The sequence below is a fragment of the Dactylosporangium sp. NPDC049525 genome (assembly GCF_040676755.1).
Taxonomy (GTDB): Bacteria; Actinomycetota; Actinomycetes; order Mycobacteriales; family Micromonosporaceae; genus Dactylosporangium.
Genome location: NZ_JBFAPO010000052.1, coordinates 26467 through 47467, shown reverse-complemented (window position 1 = coordinate 47467; position 21001 = coordinate 26467). Strand labels below are relative to the sequence as shown.

Annotated in this window: 18 protein-coding genes; 10 read left to right on the top strand and 8 right to left on the bottom strand. The window is 73.0% G+C overall.

The genetic code is table 11. The annotated features are described in order from the left end of the window. The first annotated feature begins 92 nt into the window (after window positions 1-92). Complete coding sequence (locus AB0K00_RS44535) at window positions 93-845, top strand: NAD(P)H-binding protein (protein WP_363534684.1); 753 nt, start codon at window positions 93-95, stop codon at window positions 843-845. A gap of 119 nt (window positions 846-964) precedes the next feature. Then, window positions 965-2158 carry a cytochrome P450 gene (locus tag AB0K00_RS44530; RefSeq protein WP_363534681.1) on the top strand — a complete coding sequence of 398 codons (1194 nt, stop codon included), beginning with the start codon at window positions 965-967 and terminating at the stop codon, window positions 2156-2158. On the opposite strand, the gene AB0K00_RS44525 is transcribed toward AB0K00_RS44530, so the two are convergent. The 3 genes from AB0K00_RS44525 to AB0K00_RS44515 all read right to left on the bottom strand — a co-directional run bounded on the left by AB0K00_RS44525 (window position 2150) and on the right by AB0K00_RS44515 (window position 5143). Then, window positions 2150-2602, bottom strand: a complete 453-nt coding sequence (locus AB0K00_RS44525) for a hypothetical protein (protein WP_363534678.1) — start codon at window positions 2600-2602, stop codon at window positions 2150-2152. The two genes, AB0K00_RS44530 and AB0K00_RS44525, sit on opposite strands and share 9 nt — an antisense overlap. A gap of 104 nt (window positions 2603-2706) precedes the next feature. After that, window positions 2707-4137, bottom strand: a complete 1431-nt coding sequence (locus AB0K00_RS44520; RefSeq protein ID WP_363534675.1) for a glycosyl hydrolase family 18 protein — start codon at window positions 4135-4137, stop codon at window positions 2707-2709. A gap of 166 nt (window positions 4138-4303) precedes the next feature. Then, a complete protein-coding gene (locus AB0K00_RS44515) occupies window positions 4304-5143 on the bottom strand; it encodes a helix-turn-helix transcriptional regulator (protein ID WP_363534672.1) in 840 nt (279 codons plus the stop codon). Between the two features lie 138 nt (window positions 5144-5281). Here AB0K00_RS44515 and AB0K00_RS44510 point away from each other — a divergent pair, with 138 nt between their 5' ends. From AB0K00_RS44510 to fusA, 6 genes are all read left to right on the top strand, one after another. Beyond that, entirely contained in the window at window positions 5282-6235 is a 954-nt protein-coding gene (locus tag AB0K00_RS44510) for an aldo/keto reductase (RefSeq protein WP_363534669.1), read from the top strand. 69 nt (window positions 6236-6304) lie between these two features. Beyond that, a complete protein-coding gene (locus AB0K00_RS44505) occupies window positions 6305-6856 on the top strand; it encodes a sigma-70 family RNA polymerase sigma factor (RefSeq protein WP_363534666.1) in 552 nt (183 codons plus the stop codon). Continuing rightward, on the top strand, window positions 6849-7667 hold the full coding sequence (locus AB0K00_RS44500; RefSeq protein WP_363534663.1) for a hypothetical protein: 819 nt from the start codon (window positions 6849-6851) through the stop codon (window positions 7665-7667). The genes AB0K00_RS44505 and AB0K00_RS44500 overlap by 8 nt, the downstream gene beginning before the upstream one ends. Window positions 7668-7719: 52 nt before the next feature. Next, on the top strand, window positions 7720-9741 hold the full coding sequence (locus AB0K00_RS44495; protein ID WP_363534660.1) for a methyl-accepting chemotaxis protein: 2022 nt from the start codon (window positions 7720-7722) through the stop codon (window positions 9739-9741). 159 nt (window positions 9742-9900) lie between these two features. Then, a complete protein-coding gene (locus AB0K00_RS44490) occupies window positions 9901-11301 on the top strand; it encodes an MFS transporter (protein WP_363534657.1) in 1401 nt (466 codons plus the stop codon). Window positions 11302-11536: 235 nt separating this feature from the next. Continuing rightward, entirely contained in the window at window positions 11537-13534 is a 1998-nt protein-coding gene (gene fusA / locus AB0K00_RS44485; protein WP_363534654.1) for an elongation factor G, read from the top strand. 58 nt (window positions 13535-13592) lie between these two features. Here the strand turns inward: fusA and AB0K00_RS44480 are convergent, their stop codons facing one another. Genes AB0K00_RS44480 through AB0K00_RS44465 form a run of 4 tightly spaced genes read right to left on the bottom strand, consistent with a single transcriptional unit; the run spans window position 13593 to window position 17789 of the window. Next, on the bottom strand, window positions 13593-13736 hold the full coding sequence (locus AB0K00_RS44480; protein WP_326999684.1) for a hypothetical protein: 144 nt from the start codon (window positions 13734-13736) through the stop codon (window positions 13593-13595). 59 nt (window positions 13737-13795) lie between these two features. Next, complete coding sequence (locus AB0K00_RS44475) at window positions 13796-16504, bottom strand: FtsX-like permease family protein (RefSeq protein WP_363534651.1); 2709 nt, start codon at window positions 16502-16504, stop codon at window positions 13796-13798. After that, a complete protein-coding gene (locus AB0K00_RS44470; protein ID WP_363534648.1) occupies window positions 16501-17220 on the bottom strand; it encodes an ABC transporter ATP-binding protein in 720 nt (239 codons plus the stop codon). The genes AB0K00_RS44475 and AB0K00_RS44470 overlap by 4 nt, the downstream gene beginning before the upstream one ends. Next, window positions 17217-17789 carry a PadR family transcriptional regulator gene (locus AB0K00_RS44465; protein ID WP_363534645.1) on the bottom strand — a complete coding sequence of 191 codons (573 nt, stop codon included), beginning with the start codon at window positions 17787-17789 and terminating at the stop codon, window positions 17217-17219. The genes AB0K00_RS44470 and AB0K00_RS44465 overlap by 4 nt, the downstream gene beginning before the upstream one ends. An 89-nt stretch (window positions 17790-17878) precedes the next feature. On the opposite strand from AB0K00_RS44465, the gene AB0K00_RS44460 reads away from it, so the two are divergent. Next, on the top strand, window positions 17879-18709 hold the full coding sequence (locus AB0K00_RS44460) for an alpha/beta hydrolase (protein ID WP_363534642.1): 831 nt from the start codon (window positions 17879-17881) through the stop codon (window positions 18707-18709). After that, window positions 18706-19179 carry a GNAT family N-acetyltransferase gene (locus AB0K00_RS44455; RefSeq protein ID WP_363534639.1) on the top strand — a complete coding sequence of 158 codons (474 nt, stop codon included), beginning with the start codon at window positions 18706-18708 and terminating at the stop codon, window positions 19177-19179. Before AB0K00_RS44460 ends, AB0K00_RS44455 begins: the two co-directional genes overlap by 4 nt. Window positions 19180-19202: 23 nt before the next feature. On the opposite strand, the gene AB0K00_RS44450 is transcribed toward AB0K00_RS44455, so the two are convergent. Next, window positions 19203-20990 carry an ATP-binding protein gene (locus AB0K00_RS44450; protein WP_363534636.1) on the bottom strand — a complete coding sequence of 596 codons (1788 nt, stop codon included), beginning with the start codon at window positions 20988-20990 and terminating at the stop codon, window positions 19203-19205. Window positions 20991-21001 lie beyond the last annotated feature (11 nt).

Sequence of the window (21001 nt, the reverse complement as noted above, 5' to 3'; positions counted from 1 at the left end):
CCCACCCATCCTACTTGACTCGGACATGAGGTGTCCGGGTATGGTCCTCCAAGCGTCCCGGATAAAATTTGTCCGAGTTAAGAGGAGCGATCATGAAGTTCGTTGTCATCGGCGGAAGCGGCCTCATCGGCGGCAAGCTCGTCCACCTGCTGCGCGCCGCCGGCCACGACGTCGTCCCGGCGTCCCCGGCGACCGGCGTGAACACCGTCACCGGCGAGGGTCTCGCCGCCGCTCTCGACGGCGCCCAGGTGGTCGTCGACGTGGCGAACTCGCCGTCCTTCCAGGACGCCGCCGTGCTGGAGTTCTTCCAGACCTCGGCCGGCAACCTGCTCGCGGCCGCCCGCACGGCCGGCGTGGCCCACGTCGTCGCCCTGTCCGTGGTCGGCGCCGACCGGCTGCCCGACAGCGGCTACCTGCGGGCCAAGGTCGCGCAGGAGGCCGCTGTCACCGCCGGCGGGGTGCCGTTCACGATCGTGCGGGCGACCCAGTTCTTCGAGTTCTCCCACGCCATCGCGCAGTCCGCCGTCGACGGCGACACGCTGCGACTGTCGCCCGCCCTGTTCCAGCCGGTCGCCGCCGACGACGTCGCGGCAACCCTCGCCGACGTCGCCCAGGCGCCCGCGGTCAACGGCATCGTCGAGCTCGCCGGCCCCGAGCCCGTCCGCATGGACGAGCACATCCGCCGGTTCCTCGCCGCGCACGACGGCACGGAGCCGATCCAGGACGTCACGACCGACCCGCACGCCCGCTACTTCGGCACCGAGCTCGACGACTCGTCGCTGACCCCCGGCCCCGGCGCCCGCCTCGGCACGATCCACTTCGTCGACTGGCTCGGCAAGCACTGACCCGACCCGGCCATGATCGTGGAGCCCCGGTTCCACGATCATGCGGCGGTCGGCACACGGGAGTGTCACGTACGGTGACCGGGACACCGAAACGCGTGAGAATTGGCTACCGTGAATGGGTGACTACCGCGCCCAGCACGCAGATGTTCACGCAGGAATTCTGGGACGACCCGCACCCGGTCTATGCCGCGATGCGCGAGCAGGCACCGGTGCACCGGCTGCAGCTGCCGACCGGCATGGAGATGTGGCTGATCACCAGGTATGCCGACGCCAGGACGGCGCTCGGCGACCCGCGGCTGTCCAAGCGGGTCGGCGCCACCGCGAACGCCGCGGCACTCGCCCCGGAGATCAGCCGCCCGCTGACCAGGCACCTGCTGGCCAACGACCCGCCGGATCACACCCGGCTGCGCCGGCTGGTGGCGAAGGCGTTCACGGCCCGGCGGGTGGAGCAGCTGCGGAGCCGGGTCGAGGAGCTCAGCGCGGCACTCATCGCCGCCATGCAGACCGACGAGCGCGCCGACGTCATTGACGACTACGCGGTGCAACTGCCGATCCAGGTCATCTGCGAGCTGCTCGGCATCCCGCAGGAGGACCAGGCCGAGTTCCGGCACTGGACCGGCATCCTGGTCGCCGGCTCCGTCGACCGTTCCGGCGTCCCGGCCGCCGCCGCGCAGTTCCTCGCATACCTGCGCGCCCTCATCGCCGCGAAACGCGCCGACCCCGCCGACGACCTGCTCAGCGTGTTGATCGCGACCACCGACGAGAACGACCGCCTCGACGAGGACGAGCTCACCTCGATGGTCTTCCTGCTGCTCCTCGCCGGGCACGAGACCACGGTCAACCTCATCGGCAACGGCATGTGGACCCTGCTGACCCGCCCCGACGAGCACCGGCGGCTCCTGGACGACCCGTCGCTGATCCCCAGCGCCGTCGAGGAGTTCCTGCGCCTGGAGTCCCCCGTCGAGACCGCGACGTTCCGGGTGGCGATGGAGCCCGTCACGTATGGCGGCGTCACCATCCCCGCCGGCGGCGTCGTCGCGATCTCCCTGCTCAGCGCCGACCGCGACCCGGCCCGCTTCCCGGACCCGGCGGCGGTCGACCTGGGCCGCCCCGACAACCAGCACCTGGCCTTCGGCCACGGCATCCACTACTGCCTCGGCGCTCCCCTGGCCCGCCTGGAGGCACAGATCGCGTTCCGCGACCTGCTCGCCGCGTTCCCGCAGATGCGCCTCGCCGTCCCACCCTCCGAACTGATCTGGCGCCCCGGCGTCCTCATCCACGGCACCACCACCCTGCCGGTCCACCTAGGTTGAGGCTCGCACGAGCAGGGCGTCAGCATCCGTGTGCCGGCCGGCGGCGCGCAGGTCCGCGGCCTCGGCGGCGATCCTGACCGGCCGAGGCAGCTCCTTCGTCATCGGTGCCGCCGGTCGAGGGACCGGTATCCGGGGAGCCGGCGGCCGGGGGCGCTCGGGCCGCACCGGGTCCGGCTCGGGTTCGGGCCGGGTGGACGGACCACGGCGATTGCGGGCGACCTTCGCCGGGCAGTTGGCTGTGTACAGCAGCTCGCGGCGGACATCCTCGTAGTGGATGCCCCGGTAGATCCGCTCGCGGTCGGCACCCCCGGGGACGAGATACAGGTCGCCCTTGACGTCCAGCAGGCCGTGGCCGGCGAAGTAGACGACCAACGCCGACGTCGCCTCCGCCGCGGCGGTGTGCAGCGCTTCCATGGCCACGACGGCGAGTGACTCGTGCTCCACACCATCCCCGAAACGTTTACCGGCGGGCACGGTGCGCGTCAACCGCGTCGCGGACAGTGTCGGGGAACGGGTGGCCGGACGGGACCGGCCACCCGTACACACCGTTAGGGCAGGACCCAGCGCTGGTTGGCGCCGGCGAAGCAGTCCCAGATCTGCAGCCGGGTGCCGTCGGTGGAGACGTTGCCGGTCACGTCGAGGCACTTGTTCGAGGCGGGGTTGCGCAGGGTGCCGTTGGACTGTGACTGCCAGACCTGGGCGCCTGAGCCGTTGCAGTCCCACAGCTGGATCTTCGAGCCGTTGGCGGTGCCGGCGCTGGTGACGTCCATGCACTTGCCGAGGGCGCGCAGGGTGCTGTCCGACGCGACCGTCCAGGTCTGGGCGGTCGTGCCGTTGCAGGTGTACAGCTGGACCGCGGTCCCGTTGGCCGATGAGGCGGCGGCCACGTCGATGCACTTGCCGGCGATGCCGGTGATGCGGCCGGTGCGGCCGGCCGGGCCCGTGGTCGGCGGAGTGGTGCCGCCGGTCGCGGTGGTGTAGATGGCGCTGACCAGCGAGTTGGCGCCGGTGGCGTCCTGGGACAGCTCCCAGTTCATGATGCCGCCGGCGTTGGCCATGGCCCAGGTGGTCTTGCGACGGATCGTCGGCAGGCCGTTGTAGCACTCCTGGACGCCGTTGATCGTGGTGCAGTCGCGGTTGGCGTTGGCCGGGTCGCGGGCGACCAGGTCCGAGTACGTGTAGTAGCCGGGGCGCGAGTAGAACGGCACGCCGAGGACCGCCTTGGAGGCGGGCAGGCCGCGGCCCTTCCAGAAGTTGACGGCCGCGATGGACCAGTCGTAGTTGGCGTGCGGGCTGCCGCCGTCGTAGGCCATGATGTTGAGCCAGTCGACGTAGCCGAACACGGCCGGCTGGACGCCGTTGGCGGTGCCGCCCTCGGAGACCACGGCGGCGGTGAGGATCTTGCCGCGGCTGTGCATGGCGGTGCTGAGCTGCGACATGAGCGCGGTGTAGTTGTTGCCGGAGGTGCCCGGGTCCGGGTACTCCCAGTCGATGTCGACACCGTCGAGGTTGTACTGGTTGACCAGGTTCACGATGTTGTTGACGAACGCGGTCCGGGCGGTCGCGTTGCCGGCGAGGCCTTCGAAGCCGGAGTCGTTGCCGTCGTTCCAGCCGCCGACGGCGATGGAGACCTTGACGCCGGCGGCGTGGCCGAGCGACACGATCGACTGCAGCTTCGCCGCGTTGTCCAGGCCCTGGAGGCTGCCGTTGGAGTTCGGCAGCACGAAGGCGTAGTTGATGTGGGTCAGCTTGCTGTACTGGATGCTGTTGGCGCTGCCGGCCCACGACGGCATGTAGCCGACGCTGCGGAAGCCGTTGGGCAGGACCGCGGCGTCCGCGGCGGGCTGGCTGGCGAGGGCGAAGACCCCGCCGACGGCAGCGGTGGCGAGGGCGACGGCCCCGGCCGCGAAGGCCGAGCGCCGGGATCGGTGGCGTCCGGGACGGGCGGCCCCGGATTCCAGCGGTGTGGAGGAGGACAAGGGGTGCTCCTTCGGATGGTCGGCCGGCGGCGAACGGGCAGGGTGGGATGCCCGGGACCAAGCGAGAAGCGGTGCCACCGGCGCGATGACAGGTGGCTGAAACGATAGGAAAGTTAACTATTGGATGTCAATCAAAGTCTCGAAGAAAGTCGATACCAGCGGGTATTCACGAAGTGAACTGTTGCAGGCCCACCACGGACAGCAGCGCGAGCTTCTCCGCCGCGTCGGTGCCCGGCTGCGGCGTCAGCACCAGCAGCATCTGCCGCAGGTCCGGGGTCACCAGGGTCTCGCAGTCGACGTGCACGACGCCGACCTGCCGGTTGAGGAAGCTCTTGCGGTCCGAGCGGCGGACCTTGACCTCGTGCTCGCCCCACCGCGCCGCGAACTCCGGGCTCGCCGCCAGCAGCCGGCGCACCAGACCGTCGACGTCGGCGTCGCCGTGCCGGCGGGCCGCGGTCGCCCGCAGGTCCGCCACCACCACGCGGCTGTGGTGCTCGGTGTCCTCCGCCGGGTACTGCGCCCGCCAGTCCTCGTCCATGAACCACCGCCACACGTGGAAGCGCAGGTCGCCCCGCAGCCGGGTCTGGTCGCCCATGAGCAGCATCCCCATCCGGTTCTGCGCCAGGGTCTCCCCCAGGTCCGAGCCCACCATGGCCGGCGTGTCACCCAGCAGGTCCAGCATCCGCAGCAGGCCGGGCCGCGCGTGCGTCACCCCGCCGGCGGCCCGCGGCGGCTGGTGGCCCGCCAGGTGGAACAGGTGGTCGCGTTCGTCCTCGGTCAGCCGCAGCGCCCGGGCCAGCGCCGACAGCATCTGCACCGACGGCTGCGCGCTGCGGCCCTGCTCCAGGCGCACCACGTAGTCGGTGGACATCCCCGCGAGCAGCGCGACCTCCTCGCGGCGCAGCCCGGCGGTGCGCCGGCGGGGACCCTCGGCGAGTCCGACGTCCGCCGGGCGGATCGCGAGGCGGCGGCGGCGCAGGAAGTCGGCGAGGTCGTCACGTTGCATGCCCCCATCGTCGCGCCCCGGGCCCCGGCACAGCCAGGGACCGCCGCTCCTACGAAGAGCGCTCCGTTGCCGCCGCACCGCGAGCGGCGGCAGGCTCGACAGGTGGAAGGCACTCGTCGTACACCGGGAGAAAACGCTATGAAGAGCAACATCGGGCTGGGCGCGATGGGAATGTCGGGCATGTACGGCCCGTCGGACCGCGCCGAAAGCATCGCCACCGTGCGCGCCGCCGTCGACGCGGGCGTGACGCTCATCGACACCGGCGACTTCTACGGGATGGGCCACAACGAGCTGCTCATCCGCGACGCGCTGCGGCCGGGCGACCGGGACAAGGTCGAGCTGAGCGTGAAGTTCGGCGCGCTGCGCGGCCCGGACAACGCGTGGGGCGGCATGGACACGCGGCCGGCCGCGATCCGCAACTTCCTCGGGTACACCCTGGTGCGCCTGGGCGTGGACCACGTCGACGTGTACCGCCCGGCCCGGCTGGACCCCGCGGTGCCGGTCGAGGAGACCATCGGCGCGCTGTCCGACCTGGTCAAGGAGGGATACATCCGCAAGATCGGGCTGTCGGAGGTCGGCGCGGACGTCATCCGCCGGGCGCACGCCGTGCACCCGATCGCCGACCTGCAGATCGAGTACTCGCTGCTGTCGCGCGGCGTGGAGGACGAGGTGCTGCCGACGCTGCGGGAGCTGGGCATCGGGATGACGGCCTACGGGGTGCTGTCCCGCGGCCTGCTGTCCGGGCACTGGCGGGCGGACCGGGCGATGACGCCCGGCGACTTCCGGGCGCACGGGCCGCGCTTCGCCCCCGAGAACGTGGGGCACAACCTGGAGCTGGTCGAGGCGCTGCGCCGGGTCGCGTCGGCGAAAGGTGTCACGGTCGCGCAGCTGGCGATCGGGTGGGTCGCCGCGCAGGGCGCCGACATCGTGCCGCTGGTCGGCGCGCGGACCCGCGAACGGCTCGCGGAGGCCCTCACCCCGGTCGAGCTGACCGCGGAGGATCTCGCCGCGATCGAGGCCGCGGTGCCGGCCGACTCCGCCCGCGGCTCGCGCTACCCGGCGCCGATGATGGCGCACCTCGGCTCCCGCTGACGCCGGTTGGACGGATCCGACCCCCCGGTGCTCTCACTCGTAAGCGAGTGCCGCACCGGGGATGATCGGATGATCGATACGACGCATGAGCTTGGGGTGGCACCGCCCGACTTCGCCGAGTTCTACCGGCGGGACGCGCCGGGGGTGCAGCGGTTCATGTGCGCGTTCGCCGGGCCGGAGCTGGGCGTGGAGGCGACCGCGGAGAGTTTCGCCAGGATGCTGGAGCGCTGGCCGCAGCTGCGGCGGCTGCAGGAGGCACAGCGGCGGGCATACGTGCTGACCACCGCGAAGAACTACGTGCGCCGCGTCGCGGTGGTGGACGCCAGGTTCACCGCGCTGGACGAGCGGCACGACGTCGGGCTGGCCGACACGGACCTGGACCTGGTCGCGGACAGCACGGGCCTGGTGCAGGCGGTGCGGCGGGTCATCGACGCGCAGCCGACCCGGCGCCGGCAGGTGGCGATGCTGTTCTTCCTGCACGACGACAGCACCACGGACATCGCGCGGCTGCTGGACATGAGCGAGTCGACGGTCCGCAGCCACGTGTCGGCGTTGCGCAAGCTCCTTCAACCCTACGTGCAGCGGTTCCAGCAGATCGTGGAGGCCAACGGTGATGCCTGAACAGACCGATCCGACCCGCGAGCTGATCCGGCGCGCGTACGCCGCCTCCTCTGATGCCGCCGCCTTTGACGCCGACGGCGGGCTCGCGGACGTGGTCCGGCGCGCGGGCCTTCCCGGGGACCAGGAGGGCGGCACCGTGACCGCCCTTGCGCCGCGGCGGGCCCGGCGGCGGTTCGCGATCGTCGGCACGTTCGCCGCGGCCGTCGTGGTCATCCTCGCCGTCTACGCCGCGTCCGCCGGCACCCGGCCGCAGCAGCAGGTCGGGACGCCGCCGTCGGTGCACGCCGCCCTCACCGGCACGCCGGGCCCGACGCTCTATCCGAGCGGGTCGCTCTATCCGAGCGGGCGGGCGACCCCCACGAACCCGAGCACGTCGACCTACGCCGGGAAGCCGGGCGCGTCCCGGTACGCCGGCGACGACCCGGCGGTCCTGCCGTCCACCTGCGCGGACTCGTGGATGATGGCGCTGGTCGGCGGCGAGTTCACCGTGACCGCCAGGACCGGGTCCGCGTGCGGGCCCCTGCCGGTGGACCGCGTGTGGGTGCTGGACGCCGCGAGCGGCAACGGCCTGATCAACCCCGGCGACGCGGTCATCTGGCCGGTCGTGCCGGTGCTGCCGCCCGGTAGCGGCACGCGCGTGCTGCAGCCGCCGTTCTCGTTCACCCCCGGCGGCTGGTCAGGTCCGGTGCGGGGGCACATCTACCAGCTGATGTACGTGGACGAGGCCGCGGCGCTGGAGGCGAAGCCGGGCGACGACTCCTACGCGGCCTTCCTCAACGCGCACATCATCTCCGGTTACGTGATCGCATAAGGTCCGGACCTCCGGTGCCGAACTGGTCATCGTGGGTCCGAACGTACGCCGCTTGTCCCGCCTGCTGTTGCCAGTCGCAGGCGGGCTCGCTGGTCTCGCCGCCGCGTTTCTCATGATGCAGCTGATCACCACTGGTGCGTTCGAGCAGCTTGAGGCGCGACAGGTCGCCCAGGACGCTGATCGCATCCGGATCGGGCTGGACTCGCAGGCCCAGCTGCTCACCGCCTTCGGCGCGACGAACGCGGTGTGGGACAACGCGTACAACGACGTCGGCAACAGCGACAAGGACGGCTTCGCCGCCGACTTCCCGCCCGAGGCGCAGAGCTCCGCCAACGACATCGACGGCATGTTCGGCATCGGCGCCGACGGCACGCTACGGGTCGGCGGCATGACGACCGACGCCCCGACGCACGGCACCCCGCCGCCGCAGCTGCGGGACCCGGCGGTGCTGCGGCAGCTGTTCGACCCGGCCGCGAAGCCCGGCGTGTCGCGCTGCGGCGTCGTGTCGGCGGACGCGCCGTACCTGTTCTGCGGCGTCGGGGCGTTCCAGAGCAGCGGCGAGGGCGCCCCGTCCGGCGGGATGATCCTGCTCAAACGCCTGGACGACGCCCGGGTCGCGCGCCTGGGCACCGCCCTGGACCTGCCGTTGCGGCTCGCCCCGCAGGCCCGCACCGGCGCCGACCCGCAGCCGACGCTGCACAGCGAGCTCGGCGACCTGCGCATCGGCACGAAGGTGCTCGGCGCCGACCACATCGCGGTCGACGCCGTCATCGACACCGTCAACGGCGGCAGCATCGTCCTCGAGGTCGTCGCGGCCCGCCCGATCCACGCGGCCGCCAGCGCGACCGCCGTCAAGCTGTTCGTCTTCGTCGCGGTCGCGACCGTGCTGCTCGTCATCGGGGTGTTGTGGTCGGTACGGGTGGCGCTGCGCCGACGGGTCGGCCCGCTGCGGCGCACCACCGAGCAGATCGTCGCCTCCGGTGACCACCAGCTGCGGATCAACCCGGAAGGCATCGACGACATCGCCGTCCTCGGGCGGGCCATCGACACCATGCTCGACGCCCTCCAGGAACAGGAACGCCGTCTTTCCGACGAGCGCCTCGCCAAGGAGGCGCAGCTCATGACGACGAACGTGCGCCAGCAACTGGCCGAGCAGACCGTGCGCCGCCGCGCCGGCGAGGTCATCGACGAGACCAGCGCGTCCGCCCTCGCCGAGCTGCACACCGTCATGCGGGAGGCCGACGACGTCCTCGCCGCCGCCGACGCGATCGAGCAGCAGGCGGCCGCCGCCGACCGGGTCACCCGCACCGTCGTGGAGCGCGCCGCCGAAGCCGACTCCGCCATCAGCGCCGTCACGACCAGCCTCGGCCGCGTCGACGGCATCGCGAACCTCATCGCCGGTGTCGCCGGCCAGACGAACCTGCTCGCCCTCAACGCCACCATCGAGGCCGCCCGCGCCGGGGAGGCCGGCCGCGGCTTCAGCGTCGTCGCCGGCGAGGTGAAGAACCTGGCGACCAAGACGAAGGACTCCACCGGCGAGATCACCAGCACCGTCGAGGCGCTCGGCGCCGACGCCTCCGCGATGGCCGGCGTCATCACCGACATGAGCCAGGGTGTCAACGCCGTCGGCGACGTCACCGCCCAGCTCACCGCGGTCGCCGCCCGCCAGCGCGCGTCGGTGGAGCAGCTCGTCAACGCGGTGCACACGGCCATCAGCCGGATCGAGAGCCTGGCCCAGGTCACCGACCGCCTCGAACGCCGCCGCCACAACCGCGCCGCCGTCGAAGGCACCGTCCTGCTCAGCCAGGGCCCCATGCAGGCCGAGGCGGACCTGCTCGACCTGAGCATCTCCGGCCTGCGCTGCGCGGCGAAGACCGGCTGGCGCCCCGCGCTGGAGACGGTCCTGGACCTCACCCTGCTGCTCGGCGCCGAACGCATCCCGCTGAAGGGCCGCGCGGTCCGCCACCTCGACACCGACACCGCCGGCGAGGTCGGCATCGAGTTCGTCAAGCCCTCCCCACAGACCGTCACCACGATCGGCAGCTACATCACCACCCTCCTCGGCGACGACTGACGTCATCCATGGCACGGCCGCGGCCGCTGGGCAGGCGGTGCCGGTGGTCATCGCCTGAGGCGGGTGGCGAAAGCGCTGGCCGGGCCTGAGGCGTGGCGGTGATCACTTCGTAGTGCGTGGCGGGGATGGAAGCGGCCGGGTGGGTGGAGGCTGGAGGCCATGTGCGCAGCCGGCCGAGCCGAGACCCCCGCCGACGCCGTGACCGCCGTGACGGCGGCGACGGCCACGACGGCCGAGACCGGGGCGACGGCCACGACGGCCGGGACGGAGGGTGCCGTCAAGGTGGCTCCGCGGAGGTTCGCGGCGCTGCGGAACAAGGACTGCCGGCCATACCTGTTCGGGGCGGGCCTGTCGATGATGGCCGACAACATCGAGCACGTGATCACGTACTGGGTGCTGTGGGAGAAGTTCCACTCGCCGGCGCTGTCCGGGTTTCAGGTGATCAGCCACTGGGTGCCGTTCCTGCTGTTCTCGGTCTACTTCGGGTCCCTCGCGGACCGGTTCGACTGCCGGCGGGTCATTCAGGCCGCGCAGGTGCTGTTCGCGTCGGTGTCGGTCGCGTGGGGTGTGCTGTTCCTGACCGGCACCCTGCAGGTCTGGCACGCGTGTGTACTGCTGGTGCTGCACGGGCTCGCGGGCTCGCTGTGGGGGCCTGGCGAGCAGCTGATGCTGCACGACTTCGTCGGTGACGAGGAGCTGCCCAGCGCGGTCCGGCTCAACGCCACGTTCCGCAGCCTCGGCGTGCTGTTCGGGCCGGTCGTCGGCTCGGCGCTGCTGCTCGGGCTGGGCTCGACCGCGGGCATCTTCGTCAACGTGCTGTTCTTCCTGCCGTTGACGCTGTTCCTGTTCCGCACCAAGTTCACCGGCCACACCCGCGACCACGGGGCGCCGCGGGCCAGGGTCGGGCTGATGGAGTCGGTGCGGGTGCTCAAGGCCGTCGGCAGCAACCACACCCTGGTCAGCATGATCATCCTGGGTGGGCTCGGGTCGTTCTTCGTCGGCGCGTCGATGCAGTCCGCGATGCCGATCTTCGCGCAGGACCTGGGGGCGGGCAGCGCGGCCACCGGGGAAGGCGTCGACGGTGCCAGCCTCGCCTACGGGGTGCTGCTGTTCGCCAACGGCGCCGGCGGGGTCATCGGCGGCATCCTCCTCGAGGCGACCGGGCGTATCCGGCCGACCGTCCTCGCCGCCGTGATCAGCACCGCCGTCTACGGCGTCACCAGCCTGTTCTTCGCCATCACGAGCAGCTACCCGCTCGCGGTGGTCCTGCTCGTCCTCGGCGGCGTGGCGAGCCTGGCGTCGATGTCGATCGGGCAGACCGTGGTGCAGCTGCTGGCGCCGCCCGCGGACCGGGGCCGGGTCATCGGCGTGTACGGGATGTCCGCGAACGGGCTGCGGGCCGGCAGCGGCTTCACCGTCGGGCTGCTGGGCGCCGCGATCGGCGTGCACTGGTCGCTCGGGCTGAGTGCCGCGTCGCTGTGCGTGGGCACCGTCCTGGCCGGCGTGTACGCGCTGCGGGGCCGAAAAGCGGTTCCCGTCACTGGCGCGGCGCCGGTATGATCGCCATGTCGTGCTGAGGGAAGGGGAGACCGCCATGCGTTACCGCGTCGCCGTCATCATCCCCCGGTCCCGGCACGAGGTGATCCTGGTGTCTTCCTGCCCGCTGGTGTGAGCCCGCGCGGCCGCACCGGCTGGACCCTGCGCTACGAAGCCCGAACGGCGACACAACGCCGGCGGCGAAGCGCGGGGCAATCGCGCTGCCCTGTTCAGACACCACGCTGAAAGGCCGCAGGCCGTGCGCACCCATCACCTGTCCCAGACCCGCAACATCGGCATCCTCGCCCACGTCGACGCCGGCAAGACCACCACCACCGAACGGATCCTGTTCCTCACCGGCGCCACCTACAAGCAGGGCGAGGTCCACGACGGCACCACCGTCACCGACTTCGACGCGCAGGAGCGCAAGCGGGGCATCACGATCTTCGCCGCGGCCGTCAGCTGTACCTGGGACGGCCACCGGATCAACCTCATCGACACACCCGGGCACGTCGACTTCTCCGCCGAGGTGGAGCGCTCGCTGCGCGTCCTCGACGGTGCCGTCGCCGTGTTCGACGGGGTCGCCGGGGTCGAGCCGCAGAGCGAGTCGGTGTGGCGGCAGGCCGACCTGCACGGGGTGCCGCGCATCGCGTTCGTGAACAAGCTCGACCGCTCGGGCGCCGACCTCGACGCCGCGGTCGCCTCGATCCGGGCGCGGCTGCACGTCACGCCGCTGGTCGTCCAGCTGCCGATCGGTGCCGAGGAGCAGTTCGTGGGCGTCGTCGACCTGGTCGCCCGGCGGGCCGTCACGTGGACCGAGGACGCCATGACGGTCGTCGACGTCCCCGATCCGGCGGAGATGGAGCGGCGCCGGCGCCTGCTCGAGGAGGCCGTCGCCGAGCTGCACGCCGGGGCGCTGGAGGAGTTCGTCGCCAACGACGGGCTCAAGGACGCCACGCTGCGTGACGCGCTGCGCGACATCACCGGCTCCGGCGCCGGCGTGGTCGTGCTGTGCGGCTCCGCGTACAAGAACCGGGGCATCGAACCGTTGCTCGACGCGGTGGTGGCATACCTGCCGTCCCCGCTCGACGTCCCGCCCGTCCACCCGCAGCGCCCGGCGACCCCGGACGCGCCGTTCGCCGGCCTGGTCTTCAAGGTGCACGCCGCCACCACCGGGCGCCTCACCTACGTCCGGGTCTACTCCGGCACGATCACGAAGGGAGCCACCGTGCTCGACACCGGCACCGGACGCACCGAACGCGTCAGCCGGATCCTGCACGTGCAGGCGGACCGGCACACCGAGCTGGACGACGCGACCGCGGGCGACATCGTCGCGGTGGTGGGCGTCAAGCGCGCGAAGGTCGGCACGACCCTCTGCGCGCCCGATGCGCCGCTGGTACTGGAGGCCGCCGTCACCGCGGAACCCGTGGTTTCGGTGGCGGTAGAGGCACGCGTCGCCACCGACACCGACCGGCTGTCGGTCGCCCTGGCCCGGCTCGTCGACGAGGACCCGTCGCTGCGGGTGCGCAGCGACCCGGAGACCGGCCAGACGGTCCTGTCCGGCCTGGGTGAGCTGCACCTGGAGGTGGCGGTGGAGAAGCTGCGGCAGGCCAACGGCCTGACCGTCAACGTCGGCCGTCCCCAGGTCTCCTACCGTGAAACCGTGCTGGCAGGCGTCAGCGGCCTGCTGTACCGGTACGTCAAGCAGGACGGCGGCTCGGGCCAGTACGCGCACGTCATGATCGACGTCACCCCGTCGGATGAGGCGTTCGCGTTCGACTCGGCGGTCGTCGGCGGGCGGGTCCCGAAGGAGTACGTCAAGGCGGTCGAGGCCGGCTGCCGCGACGCACTGCTGGAAGGGCCGCTCGGCGGTCACCCGGTCACCGGCGTACACGTGACGCTGGTGGACGGCCAGACCCACTCGAAGGACTCCTCCGAGCTGGCCTTCCGCGCCGCCGGGCGGCTGGCCCTGCAGCAGGCGCTGCGGCAGAGCACCATGGCGGTGCTCGAACCGGTCGCCGAGGTCACCGTGACCGCCCCGGACGACACCGTCGGCGCGGTCCTCGGCGACCTCGCGGCCCGCCGCGGCCGGGTCACCGATTCCACGACCCGCGCCGGCACGGTCGTGGTGACGGCAACGGTGCCCCTGGCCGAGCTGTTCGGCTACGCGACCCGGCTGCGCAGCCGCACCCAGGGCCGTGGCACGTTCACGACCCGGCCGGCCGGCTACCAGCAGGCCCCGGACGGCACGGTCTGAACGTCAGTGGGCGCCCGCCAGGTTCGGCGGGCGCCCACTGATCGTCTGAGTTGCGGGTTCAGCGCGTCATCGTCGAGTACAGGAAGCCGACGATCACCAGCACGCCGATCACCCCGAAGAGGATCAACGCACCGGAGCCGCTGGTGCTGGCGCCGCCCTCGTCCTGCAGTTCGGACGTCTCGGGCTCTTCGTCGGAAGTCACAGGATCTCCCTATTCGGACTTGCGGGACATCCTATCGCGACGCCGCGACCCCCAGGAGATCAGGCCCGGCGTTCGATGGGCAGCCGGGCCCTGGTGAACAGCGCCGTGCCCAGCATCGCCACCGCCGGCACGACCAGCACCGCCACGACCACGTTCGACCACGGGATCGACAGCGGGTACGTCATGTCGCTCGGCCACACGCTCAGCGTCTTGCGGTTGAGCGCGGCGAGCACCGCCCACCCGGCGCCGATCCCCGCGGCGGCGCCTAGCAGCGAGCCCATCCCCGCGATCACCCCCGCCTGACTGAGCGTCAGCCGGCGGCGGACGCCGGGTGAGGCGCCGACCGCGCCGAGGGTCGCCAGGTCCGGCCGGCTGTCCACGGCGGCCAGCCCCGTCGCGATGCCGGCCGCGCCGAGGGCGATGAGCGCCGAGACGATCGCCAGGACGACGAGGTTGACGGTGGCGTCCAGCTGGGACGGCGTCGCGACCCCGCCCTGATAGTTGTTCCCGAGGGCTTCGGCGGCGGCGTTGAAGGCGCCCACCTCGGCCTGGGTCGGGACCCGGCTGGTGGCCACGACGATGCCCCTGAGCTCGACCGCCAGCCCGGCCTTGGCGACGGCCTGCGGCGAGAACGCGAGGAAGATCCGCGACACGGCGGTCGTGCTGACGTAGCCGGGGACGGTGACGGTGTGGTTGGCGCCGTCGGGGTCCTCCATCGTCGCCGCGCCGAGGATGACCTTGCCGTCCTCGACCAGGCTCGGGTCGGCCACGACGATGCCGCCGGCCCGCAGGGTGGCCTCGGCGCGGGCGAGGTCGTCGCCGCGGGCGCCGGAGACGAGCCCGATGGTCGAGCCGTCGTCGACGATCGTGGTCGCGTTCCCGCCGCCGCTCATCGTGTAGCCGCCCTCGTTGCACCGGGGGTCGCGGGCCGCCTTGCGCTGCTCCTCCTTCGTGGCCTGACCCGGCTGGTACGGGCACCGCCGGTGGGCCGGCCGCTGCGGCGCGAGCCAGCACGCCATCGGCAGCGTCTGCGGTGCTGTGCCGGTCGCCGACGGTGGGCACGTCGCGCCCCGCAGCTCGACGGTCTTCGTCACCGGCAGGGTCGACGTCGCCGCCTCGACCAGCTTCGCGGTCGGCAGCGGGTCGCCGCGTTCGCCGTTGCGGCCCCACCCGCGGGTGATCTCCGCGTACCCGTCCGGCAGCGCCGAGATGTGCATGTCGCGCTGCCGCTGGACGTCGCTGGCGAGGTACACGCCGACCGTGACGGCGCCGAGGACCGCGGCCATCACCGCGGAGATCGCCGGCGCGGTCGAGGACCGGTTGCGGGCCAGGTCCCGCACCGCGATGCGGGGGGCGAGCGGCAACTGGCGGCCGAGCCGGGCGATCAGCCCGACCAGCGTCGGCGTGCACACGACCAGGCCCAGCTCGGCCAGGACGAGCCCGGCCATGACGACGGTCGAGTCGACCGCGACGATGCCGTAGGACGCGGCGGCCGCGCCGGCGCCGAGGGTGCACAGGCCCACGACGAGCCAGCGGCGGCCGGGCCCGGTCCGGTTGCGCCGCCCGGCGAGGGCCGCGACCACGTCGGTGCGGGCCGCGGCGAACGCCGGGACCAGCGCCGCGCCGACCCCGGCGGTGAGCGCCAGCCCGGCGATGCCGAGCAGGGCCAGGGGGAAGACCCGGTAGCCGCCGGCCCGGGCGTGGGCGACGTGGTCCTCGAACACGCCCCGCAGCGCGAACGCCAGCGCGACCGCGGCGACCGTGCCCACGACCGCGGCGACGGCGCCGAGCAGGACCCCGTCGGCGAGGACGATGCGGCGCAGCTGCGCCGGGGTGCCGCCGTTCGCGGCGACGAGGGCGAGCTCGCGGCGCCGCCGGCGGGCGCCGACCGCGAACGCCGGGCCGGCGAGGAGCACGACCTCCAGGACGCCGAGGCCGAACACGAGGATGCCGAGCTGGAAGACGCTGCCGTCGCTGGTCGGCCAGGTCAGCGCGTCCGGGGGCGGGTCGAGCACGACGACCCGGGACCGCACGACCACGCCGTACTGGTTCAGGTCCCGCACCTGCGCCCAGGTGATCGGGCCGGGCGCGTCGATCAGCCAGCTGGTGCTCTGTCCGGCCGGGTCCGCACTCAGCGTGCCGGGGCGCACCACGGCGAGTGGCTTGAGGTTGCCGGGGAACTCCATCTCCGCGACCACCCGCAGCTCGGCCGGCCCGCGCTGCGCGTCCTGGCCGGGCAGCTTGACGGTGCCGCCGGCCTTGACGCCGAGCAGCTCCATCGCGGCCGCGTTCAGGGCGATCTCGCCGGTGGACGCGGGCGCCCTGCCGTGCAGGACCGAGACCTTGCCGCGGTACCCGGGATCGGCGAGGTCGAGCTGGTGCGCGCGGAGCTTCTGCTCGCCGGTCGCGCCCCGCAGCCGGATCTCCCGCTCGTCGATCAGCGCCACCCGGGAGCCGGCCGGTAGCAGCGCGAGCAGCCCTTCGGCGCGCGGGGTCGCGGGCTCGTGGGCCTCGGTGCTCATCGTGCCGTAGCCGTCGGCGTCCTGGGTGATCGCGCCGGCGAACGGCCAGTGCGCCGACGCCTCGAAGCTGCCCAGCTCGCGGTCCAGCAGCTCGGTCTTGGTGAGCGTGAACATGTCGTACATGACGGCCGCGAACGACAGTCCCAGCACGGGCAGCAGGATCAGCGACAGCACGAGCGTGGTGCGACCCTTGGCCCGGCGCGCCTCTCGCCTTGCGATGCGCAGCGAGACCAGCCAACCTCTCACGACGCTGCCCCGTCGAGCAGGTGCTCCGGCTCGGCGAGCGGGCCGGAGGTGTCCAGGACGACGCCGTCGCGCAGGAACACCACCCGGTCGGCCCACGCCGCGTGCCGGGCCTCGTGGGTGACCAGGACCCCGGCCGCGCCGGCGTCGACCTTGGCGCGCAGCAGCCGCAGCACCGCCTCACCCGTCTGCGAGTCCAGCGCGCCGGTCGGCTCGTCGGCGAGGATCAGCCGCCGCTGCCCGACCAGCGCCCGCGCGATGGCGACCCGCTGCTGCTGGCCGCCGGACATCTCGTCGGGGAAGCGCTGGGCGTACCCCTCCAACTCCACCTCGGCGAGGGACGCCAGCGCGGCCCGCCTGGCCCGGCGAACCCCGACGCCGTCGAGCTCGAGCGGCAGCGCGATGTTCTCGGCCACGGTGAGGCTGGGCAGCAGGTTGAGGTCCTGGAACACGTAGCCGATCCGGCGGCGGCGCAGCGCGGCAAGGGCCTTGCGGTCCAGGCCGCCCAGGACGGTGCCCTCGACGGCGACCTCGCCCTCGGTCGGCGCGTCGAGCCCGCCGGCGAGGTTGAGCAGCGTCGACTTGCCGGACCCGGACGGCCCCATGACCGCGACCAGCTCCCCCGGCCGGACGGTCAGCGACACGCCGCGCAGCGCCAGGACGGTCGCCTCGCCGCGCCCGTGCATGCGGTGCACCCCACGCAGCTCAAGGACACTCATGCCGTTCTCTCCTGGTCCGGGACGGGCGCCGAGGTGGGCAGGGGCGCCGGCAGCGGGGCGTGCCGGGCCAGGCTCGCCTCGCAGTGATCCAGCCACCGCACCTCGGCCTCCGCCTGGAAGATCATGGATTCGAGCACGAGCCGCCACGACAGGTCGGCCGGGCCGGCCGTGCGCTGTTTCATGCGGGTGTACTCCTGGAGCATCCGCATCGTCGCTGTCCGCTGCGCCTGGATGATGCGCGGCACGTCGACGCCCGGCGTGGTCAGCGCGAGGGCCAGCTTGATCGCCAGCTCGTCGCGGGGCCGGTCGGCCCGGCCGATCGGGGTGGCGAACCAGGTGGCGAGCTCGGCGCGCCCCGCGTCGGTGATCTCATACGGTCGCTGCCCCCCGTCGTGCTCCGGCAGCGACCGCACCAGGTCGTCGCGTTCGAGCCGCGACAAGGTCGTGTAGACCTGCCCGATGTTCAGCGGCCACGTCCCGCCGGTGGACTCCTCGAACGAGGTCCGCAGCTGGTAGCCGTACATCGTGCCGCGCTGCAGCAGCGCCAGCAGGCCGTACTTGATGGACATAGATACGGAGTATGCATACCCGGTATGGGGTGCGCAAGCGTCTTGCCCCGCCGGTCACCATCCCGAGGGCGCCGATAGGCTCTGGGCGCATGGGGGCTGAGATCGACGTCCGGCTGGACGACGGACGGACACTGCACGGCTATGACACCGGCGGTGGTGACCTCGTGGTGTTCTGGCACCACGGCACGCCCAACATCGGGGCGCCGCCCTCGCCGCTGTTCGCCGCGTCGGAGCCGCTCGGCATCCGCTGGATCTCCTACGACCGGCCCGGCTACGGCGGCTCGACCCCGCGGCCGGACCGCACCGTCGCCTCGGCCGCCGCCGACGCCGCTGCGGTCGCCGACGCGCTCGGCGTCGACCGGTTCGCGGTCATGGGCCACTCCGGCGGCGGCCCGCACGCCCTCGCCTGCGCCGCACTGCTGCCCGACCGGGTCACGGCAGCCGTGAGCGTGTCGGCGCTCAGCCCGTACACCGGCGAAAACGACGACTACTTCGCCGGCATGGCCGACGGCGGGGTCGCCTCACTGCGCGCCGCACTCGCCGGCCGCGCCGCGAAGGAGCAGCACGCGGCGACCCCGGACGATGCGGTCGACATCGGCTTCCTGCCCGCCGACTGGCAGGCCCTGGAGACCGACTGGGCCTGGTTCGGCGAGATCGTGGCCGCCGCCCTCGTCGCCGGGCCGGCCCCGCTGGTCGACGACGACCTGGCGTTCGTGCACCCCTGGGGCTTCCCGCTCGCCGCCGTCACCGCGCCGGTCCTGCTCATGCACGGCGCCGCCGACCGCATGGTGCCCAGCGTCCACGCCACCCGGCTCGCCGCCCAGCTGCCCACCGCGTCGGCGCGGATCATCCCGTCGGAGGGGCACATCACCGTCATGCGCCACGCCGTCGAGGCCCTGCACTGGCTGCGTTCCCGATGAGCGGGCGTCCCCGGTCCCGGGACGGCTACGTCCTCACCACCGACCCGGCCCGCGTCGACGTCGACCTCGTGCACCGCTGGCTGTCCGAGGAGTCCTACTGGGCCGCCGGCCGCGCGCACGACGTCGTCGCCCGGTCGATCACGGGTTCGCTGCCCTACGCCGTGTGGCACGACGACACCCAGGTCGCCTTCGCCCGGGCGGTCACCGACGGCGCCACGTTCGCCTGGATCTGCGACGTGTTCGTCGCCGCCGACCACCGCGGCCGCGGCCTCGGCCAGTGGCTCGTCGACAGCATCGTCGCGGACCTGTCCGCCGCCGGGCTGCAACGCTTCCTGCTCGCCACCCGCGACGCCCACGAGGTGTACCGCCGCTCCGGCTTCGGCCCGCTCGCCGGCGCCGGTCGCTTCATGGAGATCGACCGCCGCCCCACCCGGGCCGCCATCCTGGCCGCGCTCCCCGACCCCGAGTAGCCCTTCCCCGGCCGCGCGCCGCGTCAGTGCTGGCGCAGCGGGAGGCGGACCTCGGCGGTGGTGCCGCCGCCCGGGGTCTCGCGCACCGTGATGGTGCCGCGGTGGCGCTCCAGGACCGTCCGGCTCGTCGCCAAGCCGAGGCCCAGGCCGGGAATTCCCAGGTCACGGACCCGGGAGCTGCGCTGGAACCGTTCGAAGACCTGGTCGAGCTCGTTGGGTGGGATGCCGATGCCGGTGTCGGCGACGGTCAGGCACGCGTGGTCGCCGGCGGTGGTGAGGGTGACGGAGACGTCGCCGCCCGGGTGGCTGTACATGACGGCGTTGCCGAGCAGGGCACGCACGACGTCGCGGATGCGGGGCTCGTCGGCCTCGACCATGAGGACGTCGGGCGCCTTGACGTGCACGCGCACCGGCCCCTCGGCGGGACCGGGGCACGCGGCGGCGGCGCGGACCGTGGCGGCGAGGTCGAAGCCGGTGTGCCGCAGCACGACGTGGCCGCTGTCCAGGGCGGCGAGGTCGAGCAGCGCGTTGATGATGTGCCGGAGCCGGTCGCTGTTACGGGTGACGGCCTCGAGGAGCTCCCGCGCGTCGCCGGGCAGCTCGTCGCCGAACGCGCTGAGCAGCTCGGTGCACGCGGCGATCGACGTCAGCGGCGTGCGCAGCTCGTGCCCGACCAGCCGGACGTACTCGTGGCGGCTGCGCGCCAGCTGCAGCGCGAGGCCCTCGGCGCGGCGCCGCTGCAGGTGCTGGCCGACCTCGGCGGCGATCCCGGTGAGCAGCACCGACAGCAGGTCGTCGGGCGCCTCGGCGGCGGCGGAGCACCAAACGAGGGCGGCGAAGCAGTCCTCGCCGCTGCACACGGGCACCACGACCGCGGAGCGCAGCACCAGGTCCGCGGCGGGGTCCTGCACCAGCAGGCCGGCCCGGTCGACGTCCTCGACCCACACCGGCCCGTCCGCCGACCAGGCCCGGCCGGCCAGGCCCACGCCGGTGGCCAGCCGCGGCGGCACCTGCGGCGGGGGGCCGAAGCCGGCCCGGTGGCACTGGGCGAGCGGGCGCATCGTGCCGGCTGCCGGGTCGTAGCACCACAGCTCCGAATACGGCCAGCCGAGCGCCTCGTTGACCGCGGTCAGGACGGCCTGCCCGGCGGTGCGGGTGTCGGACGCCTCGGCCATGGCCCGGGCGACGCTGAGCTGGCAGCGCCGCAGCTGCTCCACCCGCCGCGGTCCGGTCCCGTCCCGGACCGCGGCGACCGCGTCGAGGAACGCCCGCTGCTCCTGCACGGCCCGGTTGCCGCCGGCGGCGGCGTTGGCGCCGCCGAGCAGCTCCGCGAACAGCTGCGCGGCGTTGTCGACGGTGGACAGCTGCGCCACCGTCCACTCGTGCGGCTCATACTTGGCGACGGAGACGACCCCGAGGATCAGGCCGTCCTCGTCGGCGACGGGGAAGCCGGCGTACGCCCGGATCCCGTGCACGAGCACCGGGTCGGTGCCGGCGAACCGGGCATCGGCGGCGGTGTCCCGCGCGATGAACGGCAGGCCGGTGACGACGACCTCGCGGCACAGCGACGCCGACAGCGGGATCTCGAACGCGGCGCCGGCGGAGCCCTCACCACCGGCGCAGCCGAGCATGACCTGGCTGTCGGCGGTGACCAGCGACACGACGGACACCGGCACCCCGGCCGCCTCGACGATCAGGTCGGCGAGGCGTTGCACGGACGGCTGCCAGCCCGCCAGGTTGGCGCGGGCCCGCCCGACGGCAGCGAGGCGGCGCCGCGCCGCGAGCTGTCCCGGGTCCGTCCTACCGCTCATCCGTCTACACC

Coding starts and splice junctions, on each gene's coding strand:
- AB0K00_RS44535 (WP_363534684.1), top strand. CDS start 93: ATGAAGTTCGTTGTCATCGGCGGAAGCGGCCTCATCGGCGGCAAGCTC.
- AB0K00_RS44515 (WP_363534672.1), bottom strand. CDS start 5,143: ATGCAACGTGACGACCTCGCCGACTTCCTGCGCCGCCGCCGCCTCGCG.
- AB0K00_RS44510 (WP_363534669.1), top strand. CDS start 5,282: ATGAAGAGCAACATCGGGCTGGGCGCGATGGGAATGTCGGGCATGTAC.
- AB0K00_RS44505 (WP_363534666.1), top strand. CDS start 6,305: ATGATCGATACGACGCATGAGCTTGGGGTGGCACCGCCCGACTTCGCC.
- AB0K00_RS44500 (WP_363534663.1), top strand. CDS start 6,849: ATGCCTGAACAGACCGATCCGACCCGCGAGCTGATCCGGCGCGCGTAC.
- AB0K00_RS44490 (WP_363534657.1), top strand. CDS start 9,901: ATGTGCGCAGCCGGCCGAGCCGAGACCCCCGCCGACGCCGTGACCGCC.
- AB0K00_RS44470 (WP_363534648.1), bottom strand. CDS start 17,220: ATGAGTGTCCTTGAGCTGCGTGGGGTGCACCGCATGCACGGGCGCGGC.
- AB0K00_RS44465 (WP_363534645.1), bottom strand. CDS start 17,789: ATGTCCATCAAGTACGGCCTGCTGGCGCTGCTGCAGCGCGGCACGATG.
- AB0K00_RS44460 (WP_363534642.1), top strand. CDS start 17,879: ATGGGGGCTGAGATCGACGTCCGGCTGGACGACGGACGGACACTGCAC.
- AB0K00_RS44455 (WP_363534639.1), top strand. CDS start 18,706: ATGAGCGGGCGTCCCCGGTCCCGGGACGGCTACGTCCTCACCACCGAC.
- AB0K00_RS44450 (WP_363534636.1), bottom strand. CDS start 20,990: ATGAGCGGTAGGACGGACCCGGGACAGCTCGCGGCGCGGCGCCGCCTC.